Here is a 23,973-nt window from a genome sequence, read left to right as displayed (position 1 = left end):
TTTTCAGTTCCTCAGAGGTAAGGGAGCATGCGGTCCAGACGGCCTGCGTCTTCTGCACGGACATGGCCCGTCTGACGCAGATTACGCTTACGCTTGGTCGCTTTCTTCGTGAGGATGTGGCTACGGTTGGCGTGGCCGCACTTGTACTTGCCCGAGGCGGTCTTGCGGAAACGCTTGGCCGCTGCCCGGTTGGTCTTGATCTTGGGCATTGCAATGTCCTTGATGGGATTTGACCCTGGTTTCTGACTGATCTGGCGGCGGCCTGGGCCGCTCTTTCCGTCCTGCCATGATCGGCGTACGACCCGTCCTGGGTGGGTCGAGCCGGGCATGATACAGGCAAAACCGCCCTGCCACCAGCCCCAGCACCCCTTGCGCCGGCATTTCACCGGCATCCTGCAAAAGCAAAGGGACGCCAGTGGCGTCCCCTTACCCTGAACCATTCAGCCAGGCGCCCCGGAAGGCGGCCCGTCAGGCCTCAGGTCTTCTTCTTCGGCGCGATCATCATGACCATCTGACGCCCTTCCAGGCGCGGACGGGATTCAATGACGATGTCCTCGCCCAGATCGGTCTCGATCCGGTTGGCCATTTCGCGACCCAGTTCCTGGTGGCTCATTTCACGGCCACGGAAACGGATGTTGACCTTGATCTTGTCGCCTTCTTCAAGGAACCCGCGCATCTTGCGCAGCTTGATCTGGTAGTCGCCCTCGTCCGTGACCGGACGGAACTTCACTTCCTTGATCTCGACCTGCTTGGTCTTCTTCTTGGCCTCGCTGGCCTTCTTCTGCGCTTCGAACTTGAACTTGCCGAAGTCCATGATCTTGCAGACCGGCGGATCGGCCTGCGGCTGGATTTCGACCAGGTCCAGGCCTTCATCTTCGGCCATGGACAGCGCTTCGTCGCGCGACAACACGCCGATCATTTCTCCGTCACTGCCGATCACGCGGACGCGCGGCACACGGATTTCCTGATTCTTGCGGTTCTGTTTGTTGTCAGGGGTGCTGATATTACGTTCTCCCAAGGGTATCGAACCGGTCCGGGTGCCTGTGCCCCCGGACCGGACCTTTGCTTACGCGCCCTCGGCCTGGAGCCGCTCGATGAAGGCCTGCAGGCTCATGCTGCCCAGGTCTTCGCCAGAACGCGTACGCACCGCCACAGCCCCATTTTCCTTCTCGCGGTCACCAATGACCAGCAGGTAGGGCACGCGCTGCAACGTATGCTCGCGGATTTTATAGCCGATCTTCTCGTTACGCAAATCCGAGCTGACGCGGAAGCCTTGCTCCGCAAGGGTTTTGGTCACGCCCGAGACGTAGTCGGCCTGGGCGTCGGTGATGTTGGCCACCACCACCTGGATCGGCGCCAGCCAGGCCGGGAACTGGCCGGCATGGTGCTCGATCAGGATGCCCAGGAAGCGCTCCATCGAGCCGACGATGGCGCGATGCAGCATGACCGGGTGCTTCTTCTGGCTGTTCTCGTCCACGTACTCGGCGCCCAGGCGGCCCGGCATCATGAAGTCGACCTGCATGGTGCCCAGCTGCCAGGTACGGCCGATGGCGTCCTTCAGGTGGTACTCGATCTTCGGGCCGTAGAAGGCGCCCTCGCCCGGCAGCTCCTGCCATTCCACGCCACAGGCGGACAGCGCCGAACGCAGTGCGCCCTCGGCCTTGTCCCAGGTGGCGTCGTCGCCCAGGCGCGATTCCGGACGCAGCGCGATCTTGATCTGGATCTCGTCGAAGCCGAAGTGCTGGTAGACCGCCAGCGCCTGCTGGTGGAACGCGGTCACTTCCGATTCGATCTGGCTCTCGGTGCAGAACACATGGCCGTCGTCCTGGGTGAAACCACGCACGCGCAGGATGCCGTGCAGCGCGCCGGACGGCTCGTTGCGGTGGCAGGAACCGAACTCACCGTAGCGGATCGGCAGGTCGCGGTAGCTGTGCAGGCCCTGGTTGAACACCTGGATGTGGCCCGGGCAGTTCATCGGCTTGACCGCGTAGGTGCGCTTCTCCGACTCGGTGAAGAACATGTTGTCCTGGTAGTTGTCCCAGTGGCCGGACTTCTTCCACAGGCTCACGTCCAGGATCTGCGGGCAGCGCACTTCGCCGTAGCCGCTGCTGCGGTAGACCTTGCGCATGTACTGCTCGACCACCTGCCACAACGCCCAGCCCTTCGGGTGCCAGAACACCAGGCCCGGCGCCTCTTCCTGCAGGTGGAACAGGTCCTGCTGCTTGCCGATGCGGCGGTGGTCGCGCATCTCGGCTTCCTCGATGCGCTTGATGTACGCCTCGAGCTGCTTCTTGTCGGCCCAGGCGGTGCCGTAGATGCGCTGCAGCTGTTCGTTCTGCGCATCGCCGCGCCAGTAGGCGCCGGAGATGCGGGTCAGCTTGAAGGCCTTCAGGAAGCGCGTGTTCGGCACGTGCGGGCCGCGGCACATGTCCACGTATTCCTGGTGGTAGTACATGCCCATCGCCTGGATGTCGTCGGACATGTCCTCGATCAGGCGCAGCTTGTAGTCCTCGCCACGGGCCTTGAAGATCTCGATCACTTCGGCGCGCGGCGTCATCTTCTTGATGACGTCGTAATCCTGGGCGATCAGCTCACCCATGCGCTTCTCGATCGCGGCCATGTCGTCCGGGGTGAACGGGCGCTCGGAATAGATGTCGTAATAGAAGCCCTCGGCGATCACCGGGCCGATCACCATCTTCACGTCCGGGTACAGCTGCTTGACGGCGTGGCCGACCAGATGGGCGCAGGAGTGGCGGATGATCTCCACGCCCTCCTCGTCCTTGGCGGTGATGATGCGCAGGCTGGCATCGTGGTCGATGACGTCACTGGCATCGACCAGCACGCCATCGACCGAACCGGCGATGGTGGCCTTGGCCAGGCCGGCACCGATCGACTGGGCGACGTCCATGACGCTGACGGGGTTTTCGAACTCGCGGCGGCTGCCGTCGGGAAGGGTAATGTTGATCATCGCATTGGCTTCGTGCGGGGCCCGCTGGGCGGGCTGGAAAGCGTTCCCGGGCCATTGCCCGGGCAATAAAAAAGCGCCGCGAGGGCGCCTGGAACACAGGGCCTTCGGGGGCAGGTCAACAGTGGGCGGTGGTAGTGCTCATGTCGCACGCTCGGCCGGCGCTGGGCGCGGGCCACCTTGTTCCAGTCAGGGTTCTGCGACGATCTTAAACCAGCACACCGGAAAGCCCAAGGCCTACCGTACGGTCCGCTGAATGGCCCTCGCTGGCGGCGTGAAAACGCAATGATTACCATGTCCGCGCAGCCCGCCCCGTGCCAGCCTGCCCGCTTCCCCCCAGGACCTCGTGATGCGCCACCCGCTCCGACCGGCTCCCGCCGGCCCCGCCCGTGCCCCGCGTTCGCTGGCCCGCTGCCATGGCGGCCGCCCGCAATGATCACCGTCGGCCTTTCCACGCTGGGCTTCTGCAGCCTGGGCATGCTGGCAGCGATGTTCTCGGCACTGGCCTTCTATGCCGCCTCGCCGCACTGCCGCTGGCCCCGCCTGCGCCGCGCCGGCCGCCTCGGCCGCGAGATCGGCCTGGTCGCCGCGGCTGCCGCATTGTGGCTGTGGATGGCCGAACTCGGCTTTGCCGCTGGCCTGGTGGCGATGCTGTGCACCTGGATGCTGGCCGCGATGCTGCTGCCGGCACTGGCCGCCTGGCATCGCCCGGGCACGGAGTCGCCCTGATGTGGCCGCGCGCCTTCGCCGGCATCGTGGCCGGCTTCTTGCTGGCCGCCGCCGCGACCGGGCTGGTGACGTGGTTGCCGCCGGGCCCCTGGCAGAACGCGCTGGTGCCCAGCCTGATCACGTTCATCCCGCTGTGGATGCTGGCTGCCCTGTGGGCGTTCAGCTTCCGCAGCGCGCTGCGCGCCTGGGTGACACTGGCCGGCAGCGCTACGGCCGGCTTCGCCGTGCTGACGCTGCTGCGCCTGACCGGCGCGGTGCAATGAGACTCCCCCCATGAAGTTCAGCTCGCAGACCCTGCGTACGTTCACCACCCTGCACACCTGGGTCGGCCTGGTTGCCGGCTTCGGCCTGTTCGTGGCCTTCTACGCGGGTGCGCTGACCCTGTTCCACCACGACCTGCCGCTGTGGCAGACGCCCGGTGCAGCCACCGCGTTGCCGGCGGGCCTGGACGACGCACAGTACCTGCTGGAAGACGTGCTGGCGGCACACCCGGAGGCCCGCCGCCACGTCGGCATGACGTTCCCCGGCGCCGAACATCCGCAACCCCTGGCCTACTGGCAGGCCGACGACGGCAGCTGGCGCTATGCCTGGCCGGGCCAGATCGCCGGCAGCCCGACGCCGCCACAGACCGGGCTGGCCGAACTGGTCAACGAACTGCACTACAGCCTCGGCCTGCCAGTGGCCGGCATCTACGTGATGGGCATCGTCAGCCTGCTGTATGGCATGGCGCTGCTGAGCGGCCTGGTGATCCACCTGCCGAAGCTGTTCGGCGACCTGTTCGCGCTGCGGCCGGGCCGCAACCTGAAGCAGCTGTGGCAGGACGCGCACAACGTGATCGGCGTGCTCAGCCTGCCCTTCCACCTGATGTTCGCGGTCACGGGCGCCCTGCTCTGCCTGGTGTTCGTGCAGATGGCCCTGCTCAATCCACTGATCTACGACGGCAAGGCCCTGCAGGCGGTACCGACTGCAATGGACACCGCGCCGGTGCGCGACGCCAGTGGCATCCCGGCACCGCCGGGCAGCCTGCGCCTGCTGCATGCGCGCGCGCTTGAAGTAGCCCGCGCACAGGGCGTGGCCAACTTCGAGCCGGCCTACCTGAAACTGGCCAACGCCGGCGATGCCAACGCCACGATCGAGATCACGGGCGAATCCACCGGCACACTCGGGCCGCTCGGTTCGGTGGCCCTGGACGTGGCCACCGGCAACGTCCTGGCCTCCCAGCTGCCGGGCCAGCGCGATGCCAACCACGCCACGCTCAGCGCCGCCTATGCCCTGCACTTCGGCGAGTTCGGCAACGGCGTGGTGGTCTGGCTGTACTTCCTGCTCGGCCTCGGCGGTGCGTTCCTGTTCTACTCCGGCAACCTGTTGTGGATCGAGTCGCGGCGCAAGCGTCGCCAGCCGCAACAGCCGCGTGCCGGGGTGAACATGGCACGGGCCACGGTTGGCGTGTGCATCGGCCTGTGCGTGGCGATCTCGGTCGCTTTCATCACCGCGCTGGTGCTGGAGCGGTTGGCACCGTCGGCGGTCGACCATGGCATCCGCTGGGCCTGCTTCGGCAGCTGGGCAGCCTGTGCGCTGTGGGCTGCACTGCGCCGCCCCGCGCAGGCGGCGCGCGAGCTGCTGTGGGCCGCAGCGCTCAGCACTGCACTGGTGCCGGTCCTGCACGGCGCACTCAATGGTGACTGGCTGTGGCGCGCCGCCGCGCGTGGCCATTGGCCGCTGTTCTGGGTCGATGCCATCGCGCTGGCCATGGCCTTCGGCTTCGCTCGCCTGGCCGTCGCCAGCCAGCGCCGCGCCCGCAACGGCGACCCCAACAGCGTCTGGGCCAACTAAGCGTTCACCGGGCATGGCCCGGCGCTACCGCTGCGGGTGTTCTTCGCCCGGGTAACGACTCACTTCGATCAGGTTGCCATCCGGGTCGCGGAAGTACACCGATTCGATCGGTCCCAGCGCACCGGTACGTGTGGCCGGCCCCTCCTCCACCGCGATGGCCTGCGCCCGCAGGTGCGCCAGCACATCGACCATTGCCGTATGCGTGACCAGGCACAGATCGGCACTGCCCGGCGTGGGTCGCAGCGCATGCGGCTGCAGTGGCGCGCTGGCCGGATGCAGGTTGATCTTCTGCTGGCCGAACTGCAGCGCGGTACGGCCAGCGCCGAAGCGCACGACCTGCATGCCGAGCACGCGCTGGTAGAAGTCACAGCTGCGTTCGATGTCGGCGACGGTGAGGACCAGGTGGTCCAGGCGTTCGAGATGGATCATGCCCAAAGCGTAGCGCCGCCGGCGTCGTCGCAATGTGCGGTGTCGGGCCGATGGCGTTGCCGCCTGGCGCCGGGCATGGCCCGGCGCCACCAGTGACTCAATCGCCGATGCGCGCCTTCTGCCACGGGCCGAGCATCGCGTTGAGCAGGCTGGCCTGCTCGTCGTCGCCGGTCAGCTCCCACATGAACACCCCGGCCAGGCCCTGCTCGCGGGCGAACCGGGCACGCAGGCCGATCGAGCGCGGGTCTTCATAGCTGATGAAGATCTTCTGCACGGCGTTGTACAGCCACGGGCTCTGCGCCTGCGGCTGCCAGTGCTTCACCCAACCCGGCTGGTCGAGATAGCGCGCCTTGATCACCCGCCAGTCGCCGGCGTCGGCCGGTGCGCTGTAGGGCTGATACAGGCCATCCGGCGCATCGCCGGTGACCTTGAAGCCGCGCCCATAGAACGGCACGCCCAGCACCAGCTTGTCGGCCGGCACGCCGTGCTCGCGGTAGTACTGCACCGCGCCGGCCACGTTGTTCCAGCGCCGCAGCTCCGGCGCCAGCGGATCGGCCGGCACTTCATGCAGGGGCGCATTGAAGGTCGACACCGATGAGAAGCCGGTGCCCATGTCATAGCTCATCAGGTTGATGAAATCGAACACCTTGGCCAGCGCCGGCAGGTCGTAGCTCGCCGCCGGATCATAGGGGCCATCGGTCTGGAGGCGACCGGCGGCCAGCGCGGCGCTCAGCAGCATTGGCTGCCCCACCTTGCGCCCGTGCGTGTCGAGTGCCACGCGGAACGCCTGCGCGAGCCTGGTCAGGTTGGCGCGATCCTGCGGGCGATGCGCCAGCTCCTTCGGCCCGCCACTGACCGGGAACTCCCAGTCGATATCCACACCATCGAAGCTGCCGGCATGGTGATCGAAGAACAGTGCCATGCATGAGTCCACCAGGCGCTTGCGGCTGGCCTCGGTCAACGCTGCATCGGAGAACCCACCCGCACCCCAGCCACCGATCGAAATCAGCGTGCGCAGGTGCGGATGCGCCTTCTTGAGCTCGGCCAGCGCGGCGAAGTTCTTCGGCGCTTCCGCGCCGACCGCGCAGCGGCCGTCCTCGATGGTGGAGAACGCATAGAACAGATGGGTCAGGCGCTCGGCGGGAATGCTCGACACCGGATAGCGCTCGGCCGAGCCGCCGGGGTAGTAGGCACCGAAGATCGGCGGCGGCGCCGGCGCAGCGCGCGCAGCGATGGGCACGGCACCGGCGATCAGCACGGCAAGGACGGCCACGGTCTGGCGGAACATGGGATCTCCCGGTTCGAAGGCGCCGCCACGTTAGCAAACCGATGTGGCTGTGGGACGGTTGTCGCGGCATGTCGTCCCGTGGACATTCGTGATCCGCGCAACCGTGACAGAACGATGGCCACGTGGCGGCGCTCACGCACTGCAGCAGGACATGCAGCGACCTGGATGAGCGGCACTGCATGACATCAAGGCAAAGAAAAAGCGGGCCGAAGCCCGCTTTTTCATTTGCGAAAGCGTGAGGACCGACGGGCCTCACCCACCGCACAATCAGCAGTACCGATTATTCGGCGCTGACGGCGTCGCCTTCTTCCACGGCCTTCATCGACAGGCGGATACGGCCCTGCTTGTCGACTTCCAGCACCTTGACCTTGACCACATCGCCTTCCTTCAGCACGTCGCCGACCTTCTCGACGCGATCGCTGGAGATCTGCGACACGTGGACCAGACCGTCCTTGCCCGGCAGGATCGTGACGAACGCACCGAAGTCCATGATCTTGGCGACCTTGCCTTCGTAGATGCGGCCCGGCTCGACGTCCGAGGTGATCTGCTCGATGCGGGCCTTGGCGGCCTGGGCAGCGATGGCATTGACCGAAGCGATGACGATGGTGCCGTCATCCTGGATGTCGATCTGGGTGCCGGTTTCCTTGGTGATGGCCTGGATGGTCGAGCCACCCTTGCCGATCACTTCGCGGATCTTGTCCGGGTGGATCTTGATGGTCAGCAGGCGCGGCGCGTAGTCGGACAGCTCTTCACGCGGAGCGGTCAGGCCGTGGGCCATTTCGCCCAGGATGTGCAGACGACCAGCCTTGGCCTGCTGCAGAGCCTGCTTCATGATCTCTTCGGTGATGCCTTCGATCTTGATGTCCATCTGCAGGGCGGAAATGCCCTCAGCGGTACCGGCCACCTTGAAGTCCATGTCGCCCAGGTGATCTTCGTCACCCAGGATGTCGGACAGGACGACGAAGCGCTCGCCTTCCTTGACCAGGCCCATGGCGATACCGGCCACCGGCGCCTTCACCGGCACGCCGGCGTCCATCAGGGCCAGCGACGAGCCGCAGACCGATGCCATCGACGAGGAACCGTTCGACTCGGTGATTTCCGAGACGACGCGGATGGTGTACGGGAAGGATTCCAGCGACGGCATGACAGCCAGCACGCCGCGCTTGGCCAGGCGACCGTGGCCGATTTCGCGGCGCTTCGGGCCCATCATGCGGCCGCACTCACCCACCGAGAACGGAGGGAAGTTGTAGTGGAACAGGAAGTTTTCCTTGTACTCACCGGCAACGGCGTCAATGACCTGGCCGTCACGGGCGGTGCCCAGGGTGATGGTCACGATGGCCTGGGTTTCGCCACGGGTGAACAGCGAGGAACCGTGGGTACGCGGCAGCACGCCGGTCTTCACGGTGATCGGGCGGACGGTGTCCAGCGCACGGCCGTCGATACGGACCTTGGTGTCCAGCACCGAGTCACGCATGGTGCGGTATTCCAGTTCGCCGAATTCCTTCGACAGCTCGGCCGGGTTCCAGCCTTCAGCGGCCACGCGACCAGCCAGGGCTTCGAACACGTCCTTCTTGATCGCCGAGATGGCGTCGCGGCGCTGCAGCTTGTCACGCACCTGGAAGGCTTCGCCCAGGCGCGGGCCGATGGCTTCCTTCAGGGCGGAGATCAGCGCTTCGTTCTTGGCCGGGGCTTCCCAGGTCGACGGCTTGGTGCCGGCTTCGACGGTCAGCTCGTTGATCGCGTTGATGACCTTCTGCATTTCGCGGTGACCGAAGGTCACGGCGCCCAGCATCACTTCTTCGGACAGCAGCGCGGCTTCGGATTCAACCATCAGCACAGCGTTGGAGGTACCGGCGACGACCAGCTCCAGCTGCGAGTCAGCCAGTTCGCTGACGGTCGGGTTCAGGATGTACTCGCCGTTCTTGTAACCGACCTTGGCCGCGCCGATCGGACCCATGAACGGGGTGCCAGCCAGGGCCAGGGCAGCCGAAGCACCGATCAGGGCCGGGATGTCACCGTCCACGTCCGGGTTCAGCGACATCACCGTGGCGATGATCTGCACTTCGTTCTTGTAGTCTTCCGGGAACAGCGGGCGGATCGGACGGTCGATCAGACGCGAGATCAGGGTTTCCTTCTCGGTCGCACGGCCTTCGCGCTTGAAGAAACCACCCGGGATACGGCCGCCGGCGTAGAACTTTTCCTGATAATCGACGGTCAGCGGGAAGAAGTCCTGGCCTTCGCGCGCGCTCTTGGCGGCGACGGCGGTGACCAGCAGTACGGTGTCGTCCATCTTGACGATGACGGCGCCGCTGGCCTGACGGGCGACTTCGCCGGTCTCAAGCGTGACGGTGTGCTTGCCGTACTGGAAGGTTTTGGTGATTTTTGCCACGGAGGGTGTCCTTGGGGATGCTGTCTGCGAATTTGGACCGTCGGCGACCCTTGCCGCCAGCGGGTGGCCGGATCGTTCCGGCCTGAATCGGGGATTGCGGTACTACAAAACAAAACCGCGGCGCATCGCTGCGCCGCGGGGGATTCGTTGCTTAGCGACGCAGGCCAAGCTTCTCGATCAGGGCCTTGTAGCGCTCGACGTCCTTCTTCTTCAGGTAGTCGAGCAGGCTGCGACGGCGGTTGACCATCTGCAGCAGGCCGCGGCGGCTGTGGTGGTCCTTCTTGTGGGTCTTGAAGTGGCCGGTCAGCAGTTCGATGCGGGCGGTCAGCAGTGCAACCTGGACTTCCGGGGAGCCGGTGTCAGCCGCGCTGCGCTTGTTGTCTTCAATGACCTTCTGGGTGTCGATCGACATTTCTTTTTTCTCTGTGATGCGTGGCCGGCAGGAACGCGCTTCGCGCACCGCCAGGCTCGCCGTGGACTACGAGGATGAAACCTGCGCGAGGCAGGTTGCCGGAAAACGGCCGCGAAATTGTAACGGCCGGGGGCGTCCGGGACAAGGACCGGGGCTGAACCGGCAGGCCCCGGTCAGAGGTTGAAACGGCGCTGCGGGGCCAGCAGGCCACTCTCGTCGACCTGGCCCAGGCCCTGGACAGCATCGTCCGGACCGAACACGGCCACCAGGCCGCGCGGCCAGGACAGGTCGCGCTGGCGCTGGCCCACGCAGAACCGGTGGGCCTGGTCGGCGTCCAGGTCGACCCTCGGGTATTCAGCCAGGCCGGCCGCCAGCGGCAGCAGCAACGCGTCCATGCCAGCCTCGTCACCGGCCTCGACCATCGCCCGCAGCTGGTCCAGGGTGACCATGGCAGGCTCGCGGAACGGCTCGACCCAGAGCCGGCGCAGCGCGCTGATGTGGGCGCCACAGCCCAGGCGTTCGCCGAGGTCGCGGGCCAGACTGCGGATATAGGTGCCGGAACCACAGGTCACGCGCAGCCGCAGCCGTTCCGGCTGCTGCTCCAGCACCTCGATGGCGTGTACCTGCACCTCGCGTTCGGGCGCTTCGATGACGTCACCGCGGCGGGCCTTCACATACAGCGGTTCACCGCCCTGCTTCAGCGCCGAATAGATCGGGGCACGCTGGCGGATGGTGCCGGTCAGCGGCGCCAGCGCAGCCTGCAGGGCCTGGGCACTGATCGCCGGCACCGGGCGCTGCAGCAGTACCTGGCCTTCGGCATCGTCGGTATCGGTGGTCTGGCCGAGCACGATCTCGGCGTCGTAGGCCTTGGCCGAACCCAGCAGCAGGCCGGCGATCTTGGTCGCCTCGCCGAAACACAGCGGCAGCAGGCCGGTGGCCAGCGGGTCGAGGCTGCCGGTATGGCCGCCCTTTTCGGCGCGGAACAGGCGGCGCGCCACCTGCAGGGCGGCGTTGGAGCTCATGCCGGTCGACTTGTCGAGCAGCAGGATGCCATCCAGGCGACGGAACTGAATTCGGGTCATGACAGGAAAGTGTTGAGACGGGCCATGCTCGGCTGCCGCAGCGCGGCCTGCATCAGACATCGCGCAGCCGGAATGCAGCAACGCCGGGCATGCCCGGCGTCGCGCGGTTATTCTTCGTCGCTCTCGCGACGCTTCTCGGCGGCCAGCGTATCGGGCAGGTCGCGCAGGATGTTGTCGATGTGCTCACCACGATCGACCGAGTCGTCGTAGTGGAAATGCAGCTCCGGCACGTGGCGCAGCTTCATCGCGCGGGCCAGGTCCATGCGCAGGCGGTAGCCCAGTTCCTTCAGGCCGGCCACGGCTTCAGCCGAACGTTCCGGCATCAGCGCGGTGACGAACACCTTGGCATGGGCCATGTCGCGGGTGATTTCCACGTCGGACACGCTCACCGAGGGCAACCCGTGCTCGCGCACGGCGTTGTGCACCAGGGTGCCGAGTTCACGGCGCAGCTGGGCGGAGACACGGTCGGTTCGATGGAAAGTCTTGGGCACGAGGAGCTCTTGGTTCAGTTGTCGCCCGACCAACGGTCGGGCACTACCTTTGATTCGATTGTCGCCCGACCAACGGTCGGGCGCTACAGGTACATGGTGGGGCCCGACCGTTGGTCGGGCCACCTTGCAGCATTACAGGGTGCGCGGCACTTCGATACGTTCGAAGCACTCGATCTGGTCACCCGGCTTGACGTCGTTGTAGGCCTTCACCGCGATACCGCATTCGGTACCGTTGCGGACTTCCTCGACGTTCTCCTTGAAGCGACGCAGCGATTCCAGCTCGCCCTCGAAGATCACTACGCTGTCGCGCAGGACGCGGATCGGCTTGTTGCGCTTGACCACACCCTCGATGACCATGCAGCCGGCGACGGCACCCAGCTTCGAGCTGCGGAAGACGTCGCGGACCTCGGCGATACCGATGATCTCTTCGCGGATCTCCACGCCCAGCAGACCGGAGGCCACCTGCTTCACCTGGTCGATCACGTCATAGATGATCGAGAAGTAACGCAGGTCGACACCATTGGATTCGATGATGCGACGGGCCGAAGCGTCCGCACGCACGTTGAAGCCGATGACGGTGGCCTTCGAAGCGGCGGCCGAGTTGGCGTCCGACTCGGTGATGCCACCCACGCCGGAGTGGATCACGTTGATGCGGATGTCTTCGTTGGACAGCGCGACCAGTGCCTGGCTCAGCGCCTGCACCGAACCCTGCACGTCGGCCTTGATGACCAGGTTGAGGACCTGCTGGCCCTCGCCCTTGCCCAGGGTCGCCATGATGTCTTCCATGCGGCTGCCAGCGGTGGCCACCAGGCGCGATTCACGGCGCTTGGTCTCGCGCTGCTGGGCAACGTCCTTGGCCAGGCGCTCGTCCTCGACGACCACGAAGTCGTCACCAGCTTCCGGCACGCCGGACAGGCCCAGGACCTGCACCGGGATGGACGGGCCGGCGAACTCCGGCTGCTTGCCGGTTTCGTCGAACAGCGCACGCACGCGGCCGTACTGGATGCCGCACACCAGGTAGTCGCCCTTCTTCAGGCGGCCCTGCTGCACCAGCACCGTCGCGACCGGGCCGCGGCCCTTGTCCAGCGACGATTCGATCACCACGCCCGAGGCGCGGCCTTCATCGACCGCCTTCAGTTCCAGCAGTTCGGCCTGGATCGAGATGGCGTCCAGCAGGTCGTCGATGCCCAGGCCGGTCTTGGCCGAGATCTCCACCATCTGGGTGTCACCACCGAAGTCTTCGGCCACGACCTGCTCGGACAGCAGTTCGTTCTTGACCCGCATCGGATCCGCGTCGGACTTGTCGATCTTGTTGATCGCCACGATCAGCGGCACACCCGCCGAACGCGCGTGCTGGATCGCTTCCTTGGTCTGCGGCATGACGCCGTCATCGGCGGCCACGACCAGCACCACGATGTCGGTCAGCTTGGCGCCGCGCGCACGCATCGAGGTGAAGGCGGCGTGGCCCGGGGTGTCCAGGAAGCTGATCACGCCCTTCGGCGTATCGACGTGGTAAGCGCCGATGTGCTGGGTGATGCCACCCGCTTCGCCGGTGGCGACCTTGGTGCGGCGGATGTAATCCAGCAGCGAGGTCTTGCCGTGGTCGACGTGGCCCATGATGGTGACCACCGGCGGACGCTGGGTGGCTTCGCCCTGGTTTTCACCGGTCGAGGCCAGCAGTGCGTCTTCGGCGTCGTTGTCGTTGGCGCGGATCGCCTTGTGGCCGAGTTCTTCGGTCACCAGCGCGGCGGTGTCGTGGTCGATGGACTGGGTGATGGTCGCCATCACGCCCATCTTGAACAGCGCCTTGACCACCTCGCCGCCCTTCAGCGCCAGCTTCTGCGCCAGGTCGGCCACGGTGATGGTGTCGCCGATCGCCACTTCACGCACCACCGGTGCAGTCGGACGCTCGAAGGCGTGCGGGCCGGCATTGTTGCCACCGCGCGACATGTCGCGACGGCCACCGGCCTGGTTGCGCCCGCCCGGACGACCCCGGGTGTTGCTGTTGTTGCTGTTGCCACGACGCGCACGGTCGGCGGCCGACAGGTGCATCTGGCCGGCGAAACGGTCACCCGGGCCACGCTCGTTGCGCGGCGCGCTGCGGTTGTTGCGGTCGTCGTTGCGCGGCGGCGGCGGTGCACCACGCGGCGCAGCCGGGGCTGCGGCCGGGGTGCGCGGCGGGCGCGGCGCGGTTTCGTCGATCGGAGCACGCTTGGGCTTGCTGGCAGCCAGCGTCTCGGCCGCCTTGGCGGCAGCCGCAGCTTCCTCGGCAGCCTTCTTCTCGGCCTCGGCGCGTTCCTTGGCGGCGGCCTCTTCCTCACGGGCACGGACGATGGCTTCGTCGCGCAGACGATCCTTCTCGGCCAGGGCCTGCTGTTCGGCAAGGTTGCGGGCACGCGACTCTTCCAGCTTGCGCAGGATGTCGGCGCGCTCTTCGTCCGGGGTCATGGCGCGAGCACCATCCTTGACGTAGGTACGCTTCTGGCGCACCTCGACATTCACGGTCGTCTTGCTGCGACCGGAATTGACCGTCACTTCCTGCTGCTTCCGGCGGTTGAGCGTGATCTTCTTCGCAGACTGATCGGTCTCTTCCGGGGCCTGCTCGGGCTTGCCGTGCGAACGACGAAGGAAGCCCAGGAGCTTCACCTTCTCGGAGCTGGTCACGACCTGGTCGGGACCGCTGAACTTCATGCCGGCACCGGCCAGCTGTTCCAGCAGTTTTTCGACCGGCGTGTTGACCAGTTCGGCAAGCTTGCGGATGGTGGTTTGCTGCGACATTCGGATCCTATGATCTTGTGGGCGCCCCCCCGCATGTGGAGGTGGCGCGGATTCTACGCCCTGAGCGGCTCAGGGCCCTGTTCATTGCCGGCTCATTCGCCGCGTTCCAGTCGGGCGATCTCCTCGGCACGGGCGGCCAGGATCAGCGCAGCGGCGCGCGCCTGATCCAGTCCTTCGATGCCGAAGTCCATGACCTCGTCGGCGGCCAGGTCGGACAGATCCTCGCTGGTACGCACGCCGTGGCCGGCCAGCGCGTACGCGGTGGCTTCGTCCATGCCCTTCAGGGACAGCAGGTCCTGCGCCGGCTGGCCGTCTTCAAGGCCTTCCTCGACTGCCAGGGCCTCATTGAGCAGCGCATCGCGGGCACGAGCGCGCAGCTCTTCGACGATGTCCTCGTCGAAACCTTCCACGGCCAGCAGTTCGCCGACCGGGACATATGCGATTTCCTCGACGGTGCCGAAGCCTTCGCTGACCAGGATGCCGGCGATTTCCTCGTCCACTTCCAGCTTGTCCATGAACAGCTGGCGGGCCGCAGCCTGCTCGGCTTCCGACTTGGCGGTGACCTGGTCCTGGGTCATCACGTTGAGCTGCCAGCCGGTCAGGCGGCTGGCCAGGCGCACGTTCTGGCCGCCCTTGCCGATCGCCTGGGCCAGGCGGTCTTCGGCAACGGCCAGGTCCATCGAGTGCTTGTCTTCATCGACGATGATCGACTGCACTTCGGCCGGCGCCATCGCGTTGATGACGAAGTTGGCCGGGTTGTCGTTCCACAGCACGATGTCCACGCGCTCGCCATTGAGCTCGTTGGACACGGCCTGCACGCGCGAACCGCGCATGCCGATGCAGGCGCCGATCGGATCGGTGCGCTGGTCGTGGGCCAGCACGGCGATCTTGGCGCGGTCGCCCGGGTCACGTGCACAGGCCTTGATTTCCACCAGGCCCTGGCCGACTTCCGGCACTTCCAGCTTGAACAGCTCGATCATGAATTCCGGGGCGGCACGGCTGATGAACAGCTGCGGGCCACGCGGCTCCGAGCGCACTTCGGCCAGGTAGCCGCGCACGCGGTCACCGGCGCGCAGCACGTCGCGCGGGATGCCCTTGTCCTTCGGGATGAAGCCTTCGGCGTTGCCGCCGAGGTCGACATAGATGTTGCCGCGCTCGGCGCGCTTGACCACGCCGGTGATCAGCTCACCCACGCGATCCTTCCACGCATCCACGACCTGCTGGCGCTCGGCTTCGCGCACGCGCTGGACGATGACCTGCTTGGCGGCCTGGGCAGCGATGCGGCCGAAATCCGGGTTCTCGATCTGCTCTTCGATGTAGTCACCGACCTCGACGCCTTCGGCTTCATCGACGGCGTCCATCAGGCGGATCTGGCGGTCCGGCGATTCCATGACCACGTCATCGGCCACCACTTCCCAGCGGCGGAAGGTTTCGTAGCTGCCGTCCTTGTGGTCGATGACCACGCGGGTCAGTACTTCCTCGTCGGGATAGCGCTTCTTCGCTGCCGAGGCCAGGGCGGCCTCGATGGCATCGAAGATCACTTCACGCGGCACGCCCTTCTCGTTGGCGACTGCGTCGACTACCAGCAACAGTTCCTTGCTCATTGGCTCACTCCGCGCGCGGCTTCTTTGCCGCCGGCTCGTTGGAAGAAGAATTCGTGTTCGGCTTCGGACGCTTCGGTGCCGGACCGGTCGGCTTGCTCGGGGCCAGCCCCAGCGCCACCCAGTCGGGCATGATCCGTGCCTTGTCGATGTTGTCGGCCGACACGACCACTTCGGCCTTGTCGACGATGAAAGTGATGGTCCCCGCCGCCTCGTCGGTCGCCTCGATACGACCCTGCAGGCGACGACGGTTGTCCTGCGGCAGCTTCAGCGTGACCTTGGCCGATTCGCCGAGGTGACGGCCGAACTGCTCCAGGCTGAACAGCGGACGGTCGACGCCCGGCGAGGACACTTCCAGCGTGTAATTGCCGCTGATCGGGTCCTCGACGTCCAGCTGCGCCGACACTTCGCGGCTGACCCGCTCGCAGTCGTCGACATTGATGATGCGCTCGGGCTGTTCAGCCAGCGGCACGTCGATGTAAAGGCGCAGGGTCGCACCGCCGGGGGCCGGCAGATACTCAACGCCCAGCAGCTCCAGGCCCAGCGACACAACGGTCGGGGCGAGCAGATTCGCGATGTCGGTTGCCTTGTCGCTCACAGCCTGCCTTGATCTCTATGGTTGGGTGCCGGCCTTGGCCGGCGTGGAAACGTGACGCCCCGGAAACGACAAAGGGCCCGTTGGGCCCCTTTTCCGGAAAGACTCCGGTGACTGGATTCCGGTTGCAACCTGCATTGCCTGCCGGTTGCGGCCCTCCTTCCGGGTCCGGACTCCCGCTGGGAGGCCGCCTTCAGGGGTACTGCTAGGCCGCTGATGATAGCGACTGCACCGCGCTGGTGCAAGGTGCGGACCCGGGTCAGATCCCTTTTCCCGTGGATAAGGGATCTGACCCCGATCACACAGAAACAACGCAGACCCCAAAGAAAAACGCCCTCGAAGCAGGACTTCGAAGGCGATCTCTTTACTTGGTAGCGGGGGCAGGATTTGAACCTGCGACCTTCGGGTTATGAGCCCGACGAGCTGCCAGACTGCTCCACCCCGCATCAGAAGCGGAATCATGAGGCATTGCTGCGAAAAATGCAAGCTTTCCCTCATTCATCGAACCGGTTGGCGCCGATCCGACGTTGGTAGCGGGGGCAGGATTTGAACCTGCGACCTTCGGGTTATGAGCCCGACGAGCTGCCAGACTGCTCCACCCCGCACCGGAAGTGTTTGAACTGCTGCCCTGCTCTTTCGAGGAGGACTACCGCAACGATGTTCTGGCTGAACCGCTGCAGTGACAACTCAGGCTGCGCATATTACACGAATCGCGCAGCTTTGTGTCAACTTTTATGCAAGATGCGCAAATGCCTGCTGGCACCAGACCATGATCGGGTTCCAGGCCAGGCCCAGCGCGAGCAGCGCCAGGGCATTCACGCCCAGCACCACGCCCAGCACGCGGTCGTTGCTGCGCGGCATGGCCTCGCCCACCGGCTCATCGAAGTACATGACCTTGATGACGCGCAGGTAGTAGAAGCAGCCGACCACGGCGCACAGCACGCCGAGGATGGCCAGCCACAGCAGCCCGCCGTTGACGGCCGCGCCCAGCACCGCCAGCTTGGTCCAGAAGCCCAGGAACGGCGGGATGCCGGCCAGCGACGCCATGATGCACAGCACCAGGCCGGCCATCCACGGGTTGCGGGCGTTCAGGCCCTTGAAGTCCTCGATGTTCTCGGCTTCAAAGCCGGCACGCGACAGCGCGATGATCGCGCCGAAGGCGGCGGTGGACATGATCGCGTAGGCCAGTGCGTAGAACAGCGCGGCGGCGTAGCCCTGCGAACCGCCACCGGCGATGCCCATCAGCAGGAAGCCGATGTGCGAGACGGTGGAGAACGCCAGCATGCGCTTGAGGTTGCTCTGCGCGATGGCCATCAGGTTGCCGATGACCAGCGATACCGCGGCCAGGCCGGCGATCAGCAGCTGCAGTTCGGTCGACAGCGGACCCACGCCCATTTCCAGCAGGCGGTAGGCCATGCCGAACGCGGCCAGCTTCGGCGCCGAGCTGATGAACAGTGCGATCGGTGCCGGGGCACCCTGGTACACGTCCGGCAGCCACATGTGGAACGGCGCGGCACCCAGCTTGAAGGCGACGCCGGCGATCATGAACACCGCACCGGTGATCAGCAGCACGCGCTCTTCCGAGTGCGGGATGGCCTCGCGGATCACATCCAGGTGCAGGCTGCCGGTGGCGCCGTAGATCAGCGACATGCCGTAGAGCAGCAGGCCCGAGGCCAGCGAACCCAGCACGATGTACTTCATCGCCGCTTCCGACGCCAGGCCGCTTTCGCGGTTGCTGGCGACCAGGGCGTAGGAGCACAGCGCCAGCAGTTCCAGGCCCAGGTAGACCATCAGCAGGCTGCCGGCCGAGACCAGGATCATCATGCCGGCGGTGCCGAACAGGATCAGCACCGGGATCTCGCCCTGGAACAGGTCGCGATCACGCAGGTAGCGCCAGCCGTAGACCAGGGTCAGGCCGCTGAGCAGCACGATTCCGGTCTTCATCACGTCCGCGGCGGTATCGCGCACGAACATGCCATGGAAGACCTCCCCCTGCCCGCCCACGCCGGTGGCCAGCATGAACAGCACCACGGCCAGCGCAGCGAGCGAGAACAGGTGGGTGACGATCTTGTTCCGGTTGCTGACGAACAGGTCGAGGATCATCAGGGCGAAGGCGCTGCCGATCAGCACCAGCTCGGGAGCGAGCGGTGGCAGGTCAGCGGCGGTCAATGGCAGCAGCGGCGAGGTGGTCATCATCAAATCCTGGAATTACAGCAGCTTGCTGGATGCGATCTGCATCGCCAGCTTCGCGATCGAGGGCTCCATCAGGTCGGTCAGCGGCTTGGGGTAGATGCCCAGGGCCAGCACGCCGATGGCGAACACGCCCAGCACCAGCCATTCGCGGCCGTTGATGTCCTTCAGTTCGGCAACATGGCTGTTGGCCACTTCACCGAAGAAGATGCGCTTGTACAGCCACAGGGTGTAGGCGGCGCCGATGATCAGGGTGGTGGCCGCGCCCAGGGCGATCCACGGATTACGCTGGAAGGCCGAGAGGATGACCATGAACTCGCCAACGAAACCGCTGGTACCCGGCAGGCCCGCGTTGGCCATGAAGAACAGCATCGCGAAGGTGGCGAACCACGGCATCACGTTGACCACGCCGCCGTAATCGGCGATGCGGCGGCTGTGCATACGGTCGTACAGCACGCCGACGCAGGAGAACATCGCGCCGGACACGAAGCCGTGCGAGATCATCTGCACCATGGCGCCCTGCAGGCCCAGGCGCGCGGCGTCGGCGTTGCCGGCTTCGCGCACCAGCCACAGGGCGATGAAGGTGCCCAGGGTGACAAAGCCCATGTGCGCGATCGACGAATAGGCGATCAGCTTCTTCATGTCGTCCTGCACCAGGGCGACCAGGCCGACGTAGATCACCGCGATCAGCGACAGCGCGATCACCAGCCAGGCCCATTCCTGCGACGCGTCCGGGACGATCGGCAGGTTGAAGCGCAGGAAGCCGTAGCCACCGATCTTCAGGGCGATCGCGGCCAGGATCACCGAACCGGCGGTCGGCGCTTCCACGTGGGCGTCCGGCAGCCAGGTGTGGACCGGGAACATCGGCACCTTGACCGCGAAGGCGATCAGGAAGGCGAAGAAGATCCAGGTCTGCTCCTTGGCCGACAGCGGCAGCGCGTACAGGTCGGCCAGCTGGAAGCTGCCGCCCTTCATGTACAGGTAGATCAGCGCCACCAGCATCAGCACCGAGCCGAGGAAGGTGTACAGGAAGAACTTCAGCGCGGCGTAGATGCGGCGCGGACCGCCCCAGACACCGATGATCAGGAACATCGGGATCAGCATCGCTTCGAAGAACACGTAGAACAGCATTGCGTCCGTCGCGGCGAAGATGCCGACGGTGACACCTTCCAGGATCAGGAAGGCCGCCACGTACTGGTTCACGCGCTTGTCGATGGCGCTCCAGGCGCCGATCAGGGCAAGCACGCTGACCAGGGTGGTCAGCAGGATCAGCGCCACGGCAATGCCGTCCACGCCCAGGTTGTAGCCGATCTTGTACGCCGGGATCCAGGCATGGGTCTCGACGAACTGCAGACCATCGACGCCTGCGTTGTAGCCGCTCAGCAGCGAGAGGCTCGCCACGAAGGTCAGCACCGCTACGCCCAGCGACGCCCAGCGGGCGGTCTGCGCATCACGGATCGCAAGGATCAGGGCACCACCGATGATCGGCAGCCAGATGAGGACACTGAGTAGAGGCCAGTTCGACACGTCTTCTTATTCCGTACAGGTCATCAACGCAGGTAATGCATCAGCACGCCCAGCAGGGCAATCAGGCCGATGATCATCGCGAAGGCGTAGTGATAGAGGAAACCGGATTGGGTACGACGCAGCACGCCGGCTGCGACGTCCACAACACGTGCCGAGAGATTGACCACGCCGTCGACGATGTTGCTGTCGATCCAGCGCGAGACCTTGCCCAGCTTGACGCTGCCACCGGCAAAGCCATCGATCCACAGCTTGTCGAAGCCGTACTTGTTTTCAAGCACCGACACCAGCGGAGCAAAGGTCTTGCGGGCCTTGCCCGACAGGTCCGGCTTCCACAGGTAGAACAGTGCGGCCAGCAGGAAGCCCGCAACGGTCAGCATGAACGCCGGAGCCATCATGCCATGCAGCGCGAAGGCGACCGGGCCATGGAACTCCTCACCCAGGAAGCCGATGGTGTTCTTGGCCGGATCGTAGAAGTCGACGATGCCGGTGAAGAACGTGTGCGCCTGGCCCTTGATGGCATCGTGCGCGTGGTTGCCGGCCCAGTCGGTGCCGTACAGCATCGGGCCGATGCTGAAGAAACCGATGGCGATCGACGGGATGGCCAGCAGGATCAGCGGCAGGGTCACCACCCACGGGGTTTCGTGCGGCTCGTGCGGACCGTGGCCATGGCCGTGGTCGTCGTGGCCATCACCATGGTGTGCATCGCCGTGGTGGGCGTCGGCGGCGTGGTGATCGTCATGGCCATGGCCGTGATCGTCATGCGCGTCGCGGAAACGCTCCTTGCCGTGGAAGGTCAGGAACAGCAGGCGGAAGCTGTAGAAGCTGGTGACGATCACGCCACCCAGCACCGCCCAGTAGCCATAGGTGGCCACCCAGCTGTTGGACAGGTGCGCGTGCAGCTCGGCCGCCTCGATGATGGTGTCCTTCGAGTAGAAGCCGGAGAAGAACGGCGTGCCGACCAGCGCCAGGGTACCGATCCACATGGTGATGAAGGTGATCGGCATGTACTTGCGCAGGCCGCCCATCTTGCGCATGTCCTGCTCGTGGTGCATCGCGATGATGACCGAGCCGGCGCCCAGGAACAGCAGGGCCTTGAAGAAGGCGTGGGTCATCAGGTGGAACACGGCAGCCGAATAGGCCGACACGCCCAGTGCAACCGTCATGTAGCCCAGCTGCGACAGGGTCGAGTACGCGACCACGCGCTTGATGTCGTTCTGCACGATGCCGATCAGGCCAGTGAAGAACGCGGTGGTGGCACCGATGAACAGCACGAAGTTCAGCGCGGTCTGCGACAGCTCGAACAGCGGCGACATGCGGGTGACCATGAAGATACCGGCGGTCACCATCGTCGCGGCGTGGATCAGTGCCGAGATCGGGGTCGGGCCTTCCATCGAGTCCGGCAGCCACACGTGCAGCGGGACCTGGGCCGACTTGCCCATGGCACCGATGAACAGGCAGATGCAGATGACGGTGGCGATCGACCAGATCACCGGCTCGTTCAGCAGCTGCATGCCCAGCAGCGTGCCGTCCCAGATCTGCAGCTGGGCGCGCGGGTCGGCCAGCATGCCGGCCTGCGAGAACACCTGCGAGTAGTCCAGGGTGCCGAACACCCACAGCACGCCGGCGATGCCCAGCAGGAAGCCGAAGTCACCGACGCGGTTGACCAGGAACGCCTTCATGTTGGCGAAGATCGCGGTCGGGCGCTTGAACCAGAAGCCGATCAGCAGGTACGACACCAGGCCCACCGCTTCCCAGCCGAAGAACAGCTGCAGGAAGTTGTTGCTCATCACCAGGGTGAGCATCGAGAAGGTGAACAGCGAGATGTAGCTGAAGAACCGCTGGTAGCCCGGATCGTCCTGCATGTAGCCGATCGTGTAGATGTGGACCAGCAGCGACACAAAGGTCACCACCACCATCATCATCGCGGTCAGCTTGTCGACCATGAAGCCGACGTGGGCCGAGTACTGGCCGACTTCGAAGAACGTGTAGATGTTCTGGTTGAACGGCTGCGCCCCACCCCACAGCAGCTGGTAGAGCGTATACATCGACAGGCCGCAGGCCACCGCGACGCCGAGGATGGTGATGGTCTGCGCGCCGAAGCGCTTGACCTGGCGACCGAACAGGCCGGCGATGATGCTGCCGAACAGCGGTGCGAGCACCACTGCGATCAACAGACTCTTGGAGAGAGTGATTTCCATCTGTGGATCAGCCCTTCAACGAATCGACTTCGCCGACATTGATCGTGCGGCGTGTACGGAACAGAGTCACCAGGATCGCCAGGCCGATGGCGGCTTCCGCGGCGGCGACGGTCAGGATGAAGAACACGAACAGCTGGCCGGACGGATCGCCCAGCTGACGCGAGAAGCCGACGAAGTTGATGTTCACCGACAGCAGCATCAGCTCGATCGACATCAGCAGGACGATGACGTTCTTCCGGTTGAGGAAGATACCGGCCAGGCTGATGGCGAACAGCACCGCGCCCAGCGCGAGGATATGGCCAAGGGTGATCACGGCTGGGTCTCCTCGCCGGCGACCGGCTTGCTGTTGCTGTGCACGACCGGTGCTTCGGCACCCATCTTGACCATGCGCAGGCGCTGGCCGGCCTTGACCATGGTCTGCTGGCCCGGGTTCTGGCTCTTCACGCCGGTACGGCGACGCAGGGTCAGCATCACGGCGGCAACCACGGCCACGGTCAGGATGACGGCGGCGAACTCGAACGGCAGCAGGTACTCGGTGAACAGCGTGCGTGCCAGCCAGGTGATGTTGGAGCTGTCGGCGGCGACCGCAGCGGCGTTGTCGGCCGGGAACGGCGTGACCGAACGCGCCTTGACCCCGATCAGGATCAGCATCTGCGCCAGCATCGCGACCGCGACAATCAGGCCGACCGGCAGGTAGCGCACCCAGCCCTCACGCAGCTTGGTGGGGTCGATGTCCAGCATCATCACCACGAACAGGAACAGCACCATCACCGCACCGACGTAGACCAGCACCAGCGCCACACCGAGGAACTCGGCGCCCACCAGCAGCCACACGCAGGCGATGGAGAAGAAGGTCAGCACCAGGCAGAGCACGGCGTGAACCGGGTTGCGCACGCTGATCACCGCACCGGCCGAAACCGTTGCCGCGATGGCGAACACCCAGAAAGCGATATTTACCCAATCCATCTCTCGACCTCAGCGGTAAGCGGCATCGGCGGCGCGACGCTCGGCGATCTCGTTTTCGAGACGGTCGCCCAGGGCCAGCAGCTGCGGCTTGGTAACGATGTTTTCGCCACGATTCTCGAAGTGGTACTCGAGGATGTGGGTTTCGACGATCGAGTCCACCGGGCAGCTTTCCTCACAGAAGCCACAGAAGATGCACTTGAACAGGTCGATGTCATAACGCGTGGTGCGGCGGGTGCCGTCCTCGCGCTTGGCCGAGTCGATGGTGATGGCCAGCGCCGGGCACACCGCTTCGCACAGCTTGCAGGCGATGCAGCGCTCTTCGCCGTTGGGATAACGGCGCAGCGCATGCAGGCCACGGAAGCGCGGCGACTGCGGGAACTTCTCCATCGGGTACATCATCGTGTACTTCGGCTTGAAGCTGTACTTCAGCGTCAGCCAGAGGCCCGCCAGCAGTTCGAGCAGCAGCAGGCTCTTGAAGTAATGGGTAATCCTGTTCATCA

General features: G+C 65.4%; 21 protein-coding genes and 2 tRNA genes. 3 read left to right on the top strand and 20 right to left on the bottom strand.

What is annotated here, in order from left to right; genetic code table 11:
- Positions 1 to 11: 11 nt before the first annotated feature.
- From rpmI to thrS, 3 genes are all read right to left on the bottom strand, one after another.
- Positions 12 to 209, bottom strand: coding sequence for a 50S ribosomal protein L35 (rpmI, locus tag AC5P7A_RS01435; RefSeq protein WP_005410436.1), 198 nt, complete (start codon positions 207 to 209; stop codon positions 12 to 14).
- Positions 210 to 475: 266 nt separating this feature from the next.
- Complete coding sequence (gene infC / locus AC5P7A_RS01430; RefSeq protein ID WP_079222586.1) at positions 476 to 1,018, bottom strand: translation initiation factor IF-3; 543 nt, start codon at positions 1,016 to 1,018, stop codon at positions 476 to 478.
- A 48-nt stretch (positions 1,019 to 1,066) separates the two neighbouring features.
- The gene (thrS, locus tag AC5P7A_RS01425) at positions 1,067 to 2,968 is read right to left on the bottom strand and encodes a threonine--tRNA ligase (protein WP_197605690.1); all 1,902 of its coding nucleotides are present in this window, start codon (positions 2,966 to 2,968) and stop codon (positions 1,067 to 1,069) included.
- Between the two features lie 429 nt (positions 2,969 to 3,397).
- Here thrS and AC5P7A_RS01420 point away from each other — a divergent pair, with 429 nt between their 5' ends.
- From AC5P7A_RS01420 to AC5P7A_RS01410, 3 genes are read left to right on the top strand one after another with little or no spacing between them, the layout of a single operon-like run.
- Complete coding sequence (locus tag AC5P7A_RS01420) at positions 3,398 to 3,694, top strand: hypothetical protein (protein WP_014647850.1); 297 nt, start codon at positions 3,398 to 3,400, stop codon at positions 3,692 to 3,694.
- Positions 3,694 to 3,957 carry a hypothetical protein gene (locus AC5P7A_RS01415; RefSeq protein ID WP_046431798.1) on the top strand — a complete coding sequence of 88 codons (264 nt, stop codon included), beginning with the start codon at positions 3,694 to 3,696 and terminating at the stop codon, positions 3,955 to 3,957. The genes AC5P7A_RS01420 and AC5P7A_RS01415 overlap by 1 nt, the downstream gene beginning before the upstream one ends.
- 10 nt (positions 3,958 to 3,967) lie before the next feature.
- Entirely contained in the window at positions 3,968 to 5,527 is a 1,560-nt protein-coding gene (locus AC5P7A_RS01410; protein ID WP_053495090.1) for a PepSY-associated TM helix domain-containing protein, read from the top strand.
- A 24-nt stretch (positions 5,528 to 5,551) separates the two neighbouring features.
- Here the strand turns inward: AC5P7A_RS01410 and AC5P7A_RS01405 are convergent, their stop codons facing one another.
- The 17 genes from AC5P7A_RS01405 to nuoI all read right to left on the bottom strand — a co-directional run bounded on the left by AC5P7A_RS01405 (position 5,552) and on the right by nuoI (position 23,971).
- Positions 5,552 to 5,956 carry a VOC family protein gene (locus tag AC5P7A_RS01405; RefSeq protein WP_197605687.1) on the bottom strand — a complete coding sequence of 135 codons (405 nt, stop codon included), beginning with the start codon at positions 5,954 to 5,956 and terminating at the stop codon, positions 5,552 to 5,554.
- Between the two features lie 97 nt (positions 5,957 to 6,053).
- Positions 6,054 to 7,244: a glycoside hydrolase family 18 protein gene (locus AC5P7A_RS01400; RefSeq protein WP_495219825.1), complete on the bottom strand. Its 1,191-nt coding sequence runs from the start codon at positions 7,242 to 7,244 to the stop codon at positions 6,054 to 6,056.
- 280 nt (positions 7,245 to 7,524) lie between these two features.
- Positions 7,525 to 9,633 (bottom strand): polyribonucleotide nucleotidyltransferase, encoded by a 2,109-nt coding sequence (pnp, locus tag AC5P7A_RS01395; protein ID WP_046431803.1) that lies wholly within the window; start codon positions 9,631 to 9,633, stop codon positions 7,525 to 7,527.
- 151 nt (positions 9,634 to 9,784) lie between these two features.
- Positions 9,785 to 10,045: a 30S ribosomal protein S15 gene (gene rpsO, locus AC5P7A_RS01390; RefSeq protein ID WP_005417886.1), complete on the bottom strand. Its 261-nt coding sequence runs from the start codon at positions 10,043 to 10,045 to the stop codon at positions 9,785 to 9,787.
- Positions 10,046 to 10,218: 173 nt separating this feature from the next.
- Entirely contained in the window at positions 10,219 to 11,127 is a 909-nt protein-coding gene (truB, locus tag AC5P7A_RS01385) for a tRNA pseudouridine(55) synthase TruB (RefSeq protein ID WP_014647857.1), read from the bottom strand.
- Positions 11,128 to 11,234: 107 nt separating this feature from the next.
- Positions 11,235 to 11,618: a 30S ribosome-binding factor RbfA gene (gene rbfA, locus AC5P7A_RS01380; protein ID WP_005410447.1), complete on the bottom strand. Its 384-nt coding sequence runs from the start codon at positions 11,616 to 11,618 to the stop codon at positions 11,235 to 11,237.
- 132 nt (positions 11,619 to 11,750) lie between these two features.
- Positions 11,751 to 14,396 carry a translation initiation factor IF-2 gene (gene infB, locus AC5P7A_RS01375; protein WP_014647858.1) on the bottom strand — a complete coding sequence of 882 codons (2,646 nt, stop codon included), beginning with the start codon at positions 14,394 to 14,396 and terminating at the stop codon, positions 11,751 to 11,753.
- A 92-nt stretch (positions 14,397 to 14,488) separates the two neighbouring features.
- On the bottom strand, positions 14,489 to 16,000 hold the full coding sequence (nusA, locus tag AC5P7A_RS01370; RefSeq protein ID WP_014647859.1) for a transcription termination factor NusA: 1,512 nt from the start codon (positions 15,998 to 16,000) through the stop codon (positions 14,489 to 14,491).
- Between the two features lie 4 nt (positions 16,001 to 16,004).
- The gene (gene rimP / locus AC5P7A_RS01365) at positions 16,005 to 16,595 is read right to left on the bottom strand and encodes a ribosome maturation factor RimP (protein ID WP_014647860.1); all 591 of its coding nucleotides are present in this window, start codon (positions 16,593 to 16,595) and stop codon (positions 16,005 to 16,007) included.
- 366 nt (positions 16,596 to 16,961) lie between these two features.
- Positions 16,962 to 17,038, bottom strand: a tRNA-Met gene (locus tag AC5P7A_RS01360).
- Positions 17,039 to 17,120: 82 nt separating this feature from the next.
- Positions 17,121 to 17,197: transfer RNA gene (locus AC5P7A_RS01355), tRNA-Met, on the bottom strand.
- Positions 17,198 to 17,324: 127 nt separating this feature from the next.
- Positions 17,325 to 18,785 (bottom strand): NADH-quinone oxidoreductase subunit NuoN, encoded by a 1,461-nt coding sequence (gene nuoN / locus AC5P7A_RS01350; RefSeq protein WP_032957446.1) that lies wholly within the window; start codon positions 18,783 to 18,785, stop codon positions 17,325 to 17,327.
- Between the two features lie 15 nt (positions 18,786 to 18,800).
- Entirely contained in the window at positions 18,801 to 20,309 is a 1,509-nt protein-coding gene (locus AC5P7A_RS01345; RefSeq protein ID WP_019660580.1) for an NADH-quinone oxidoreductase subunit M, read from the bottom strand.
- A gap of 23 nt (positions 20,310 to 20,332) precedes the next feature.
- Positions 20,333 to 22,507, bottom strand: a complete 2,175-nt coding sequence (gene nuoL / locus AC5P7A_RS01340; RefSeq protein WP_046431809.1) for an NADH-quinone oxidoreductase subunit L — start codon at positions 22,505 to 22,507, stop codon at positions 20,333 to 20,335.
- Between the two features lie 7 nt (positions 22,508 to 22,514).
- Positions 22,515 to 22,820, bottom strand: coding sequence for an NADH-quinone oxidoreductase subunit NuoK (nuoK, locus tag AC5P7A_RS01335; protein WP_005417921.1), 306 nt, complete (start codon positions 22,818 to 22,820; stop codon positions 22,515 to 22,517).
- Positions 22,817 to 23,473: an NADH-quinone oxidoreductase subunit J gene (locus tag AC5P7A_RS01330; RefSeq protein ID WP_014647864.1), complete on the bottom strand. Its 657-nt coding sequence runs from the start codon at positions 23,471 to 23,473 to the stop codon at positions 22,817 to 22,819. Before AC5P7A_RS01330 ends, nuoK begins: the two co-directional genes overlap by 4 nt.
- A 9-nt stretch (positions 23,474 to 23,482) precedes the next feature.
- Positions 23,483 to 23,971 (bottom strand): NADH-quinone oxidoreductase subunit NuoI, encoded by a 489-nt coding sequence (nuoI, locus tag AC5P7A_RS01325; RefSeq protein ID WP_005410456.1) that lies wholly within the window; start codon positions 23,969 to 23,971, stop codon positions 23,483 to 23,485.
- Between the last annotated feature and the right edge of the window lie 2 nt (positions 23,972 to 23,973).

The organism is Stenotrophomonas sp. YJH_SMC_65 (genome assembly GCF_059369475.1).
This window is presented reverse-complemented; position numbering and strand designations above follow the sequence as displayed.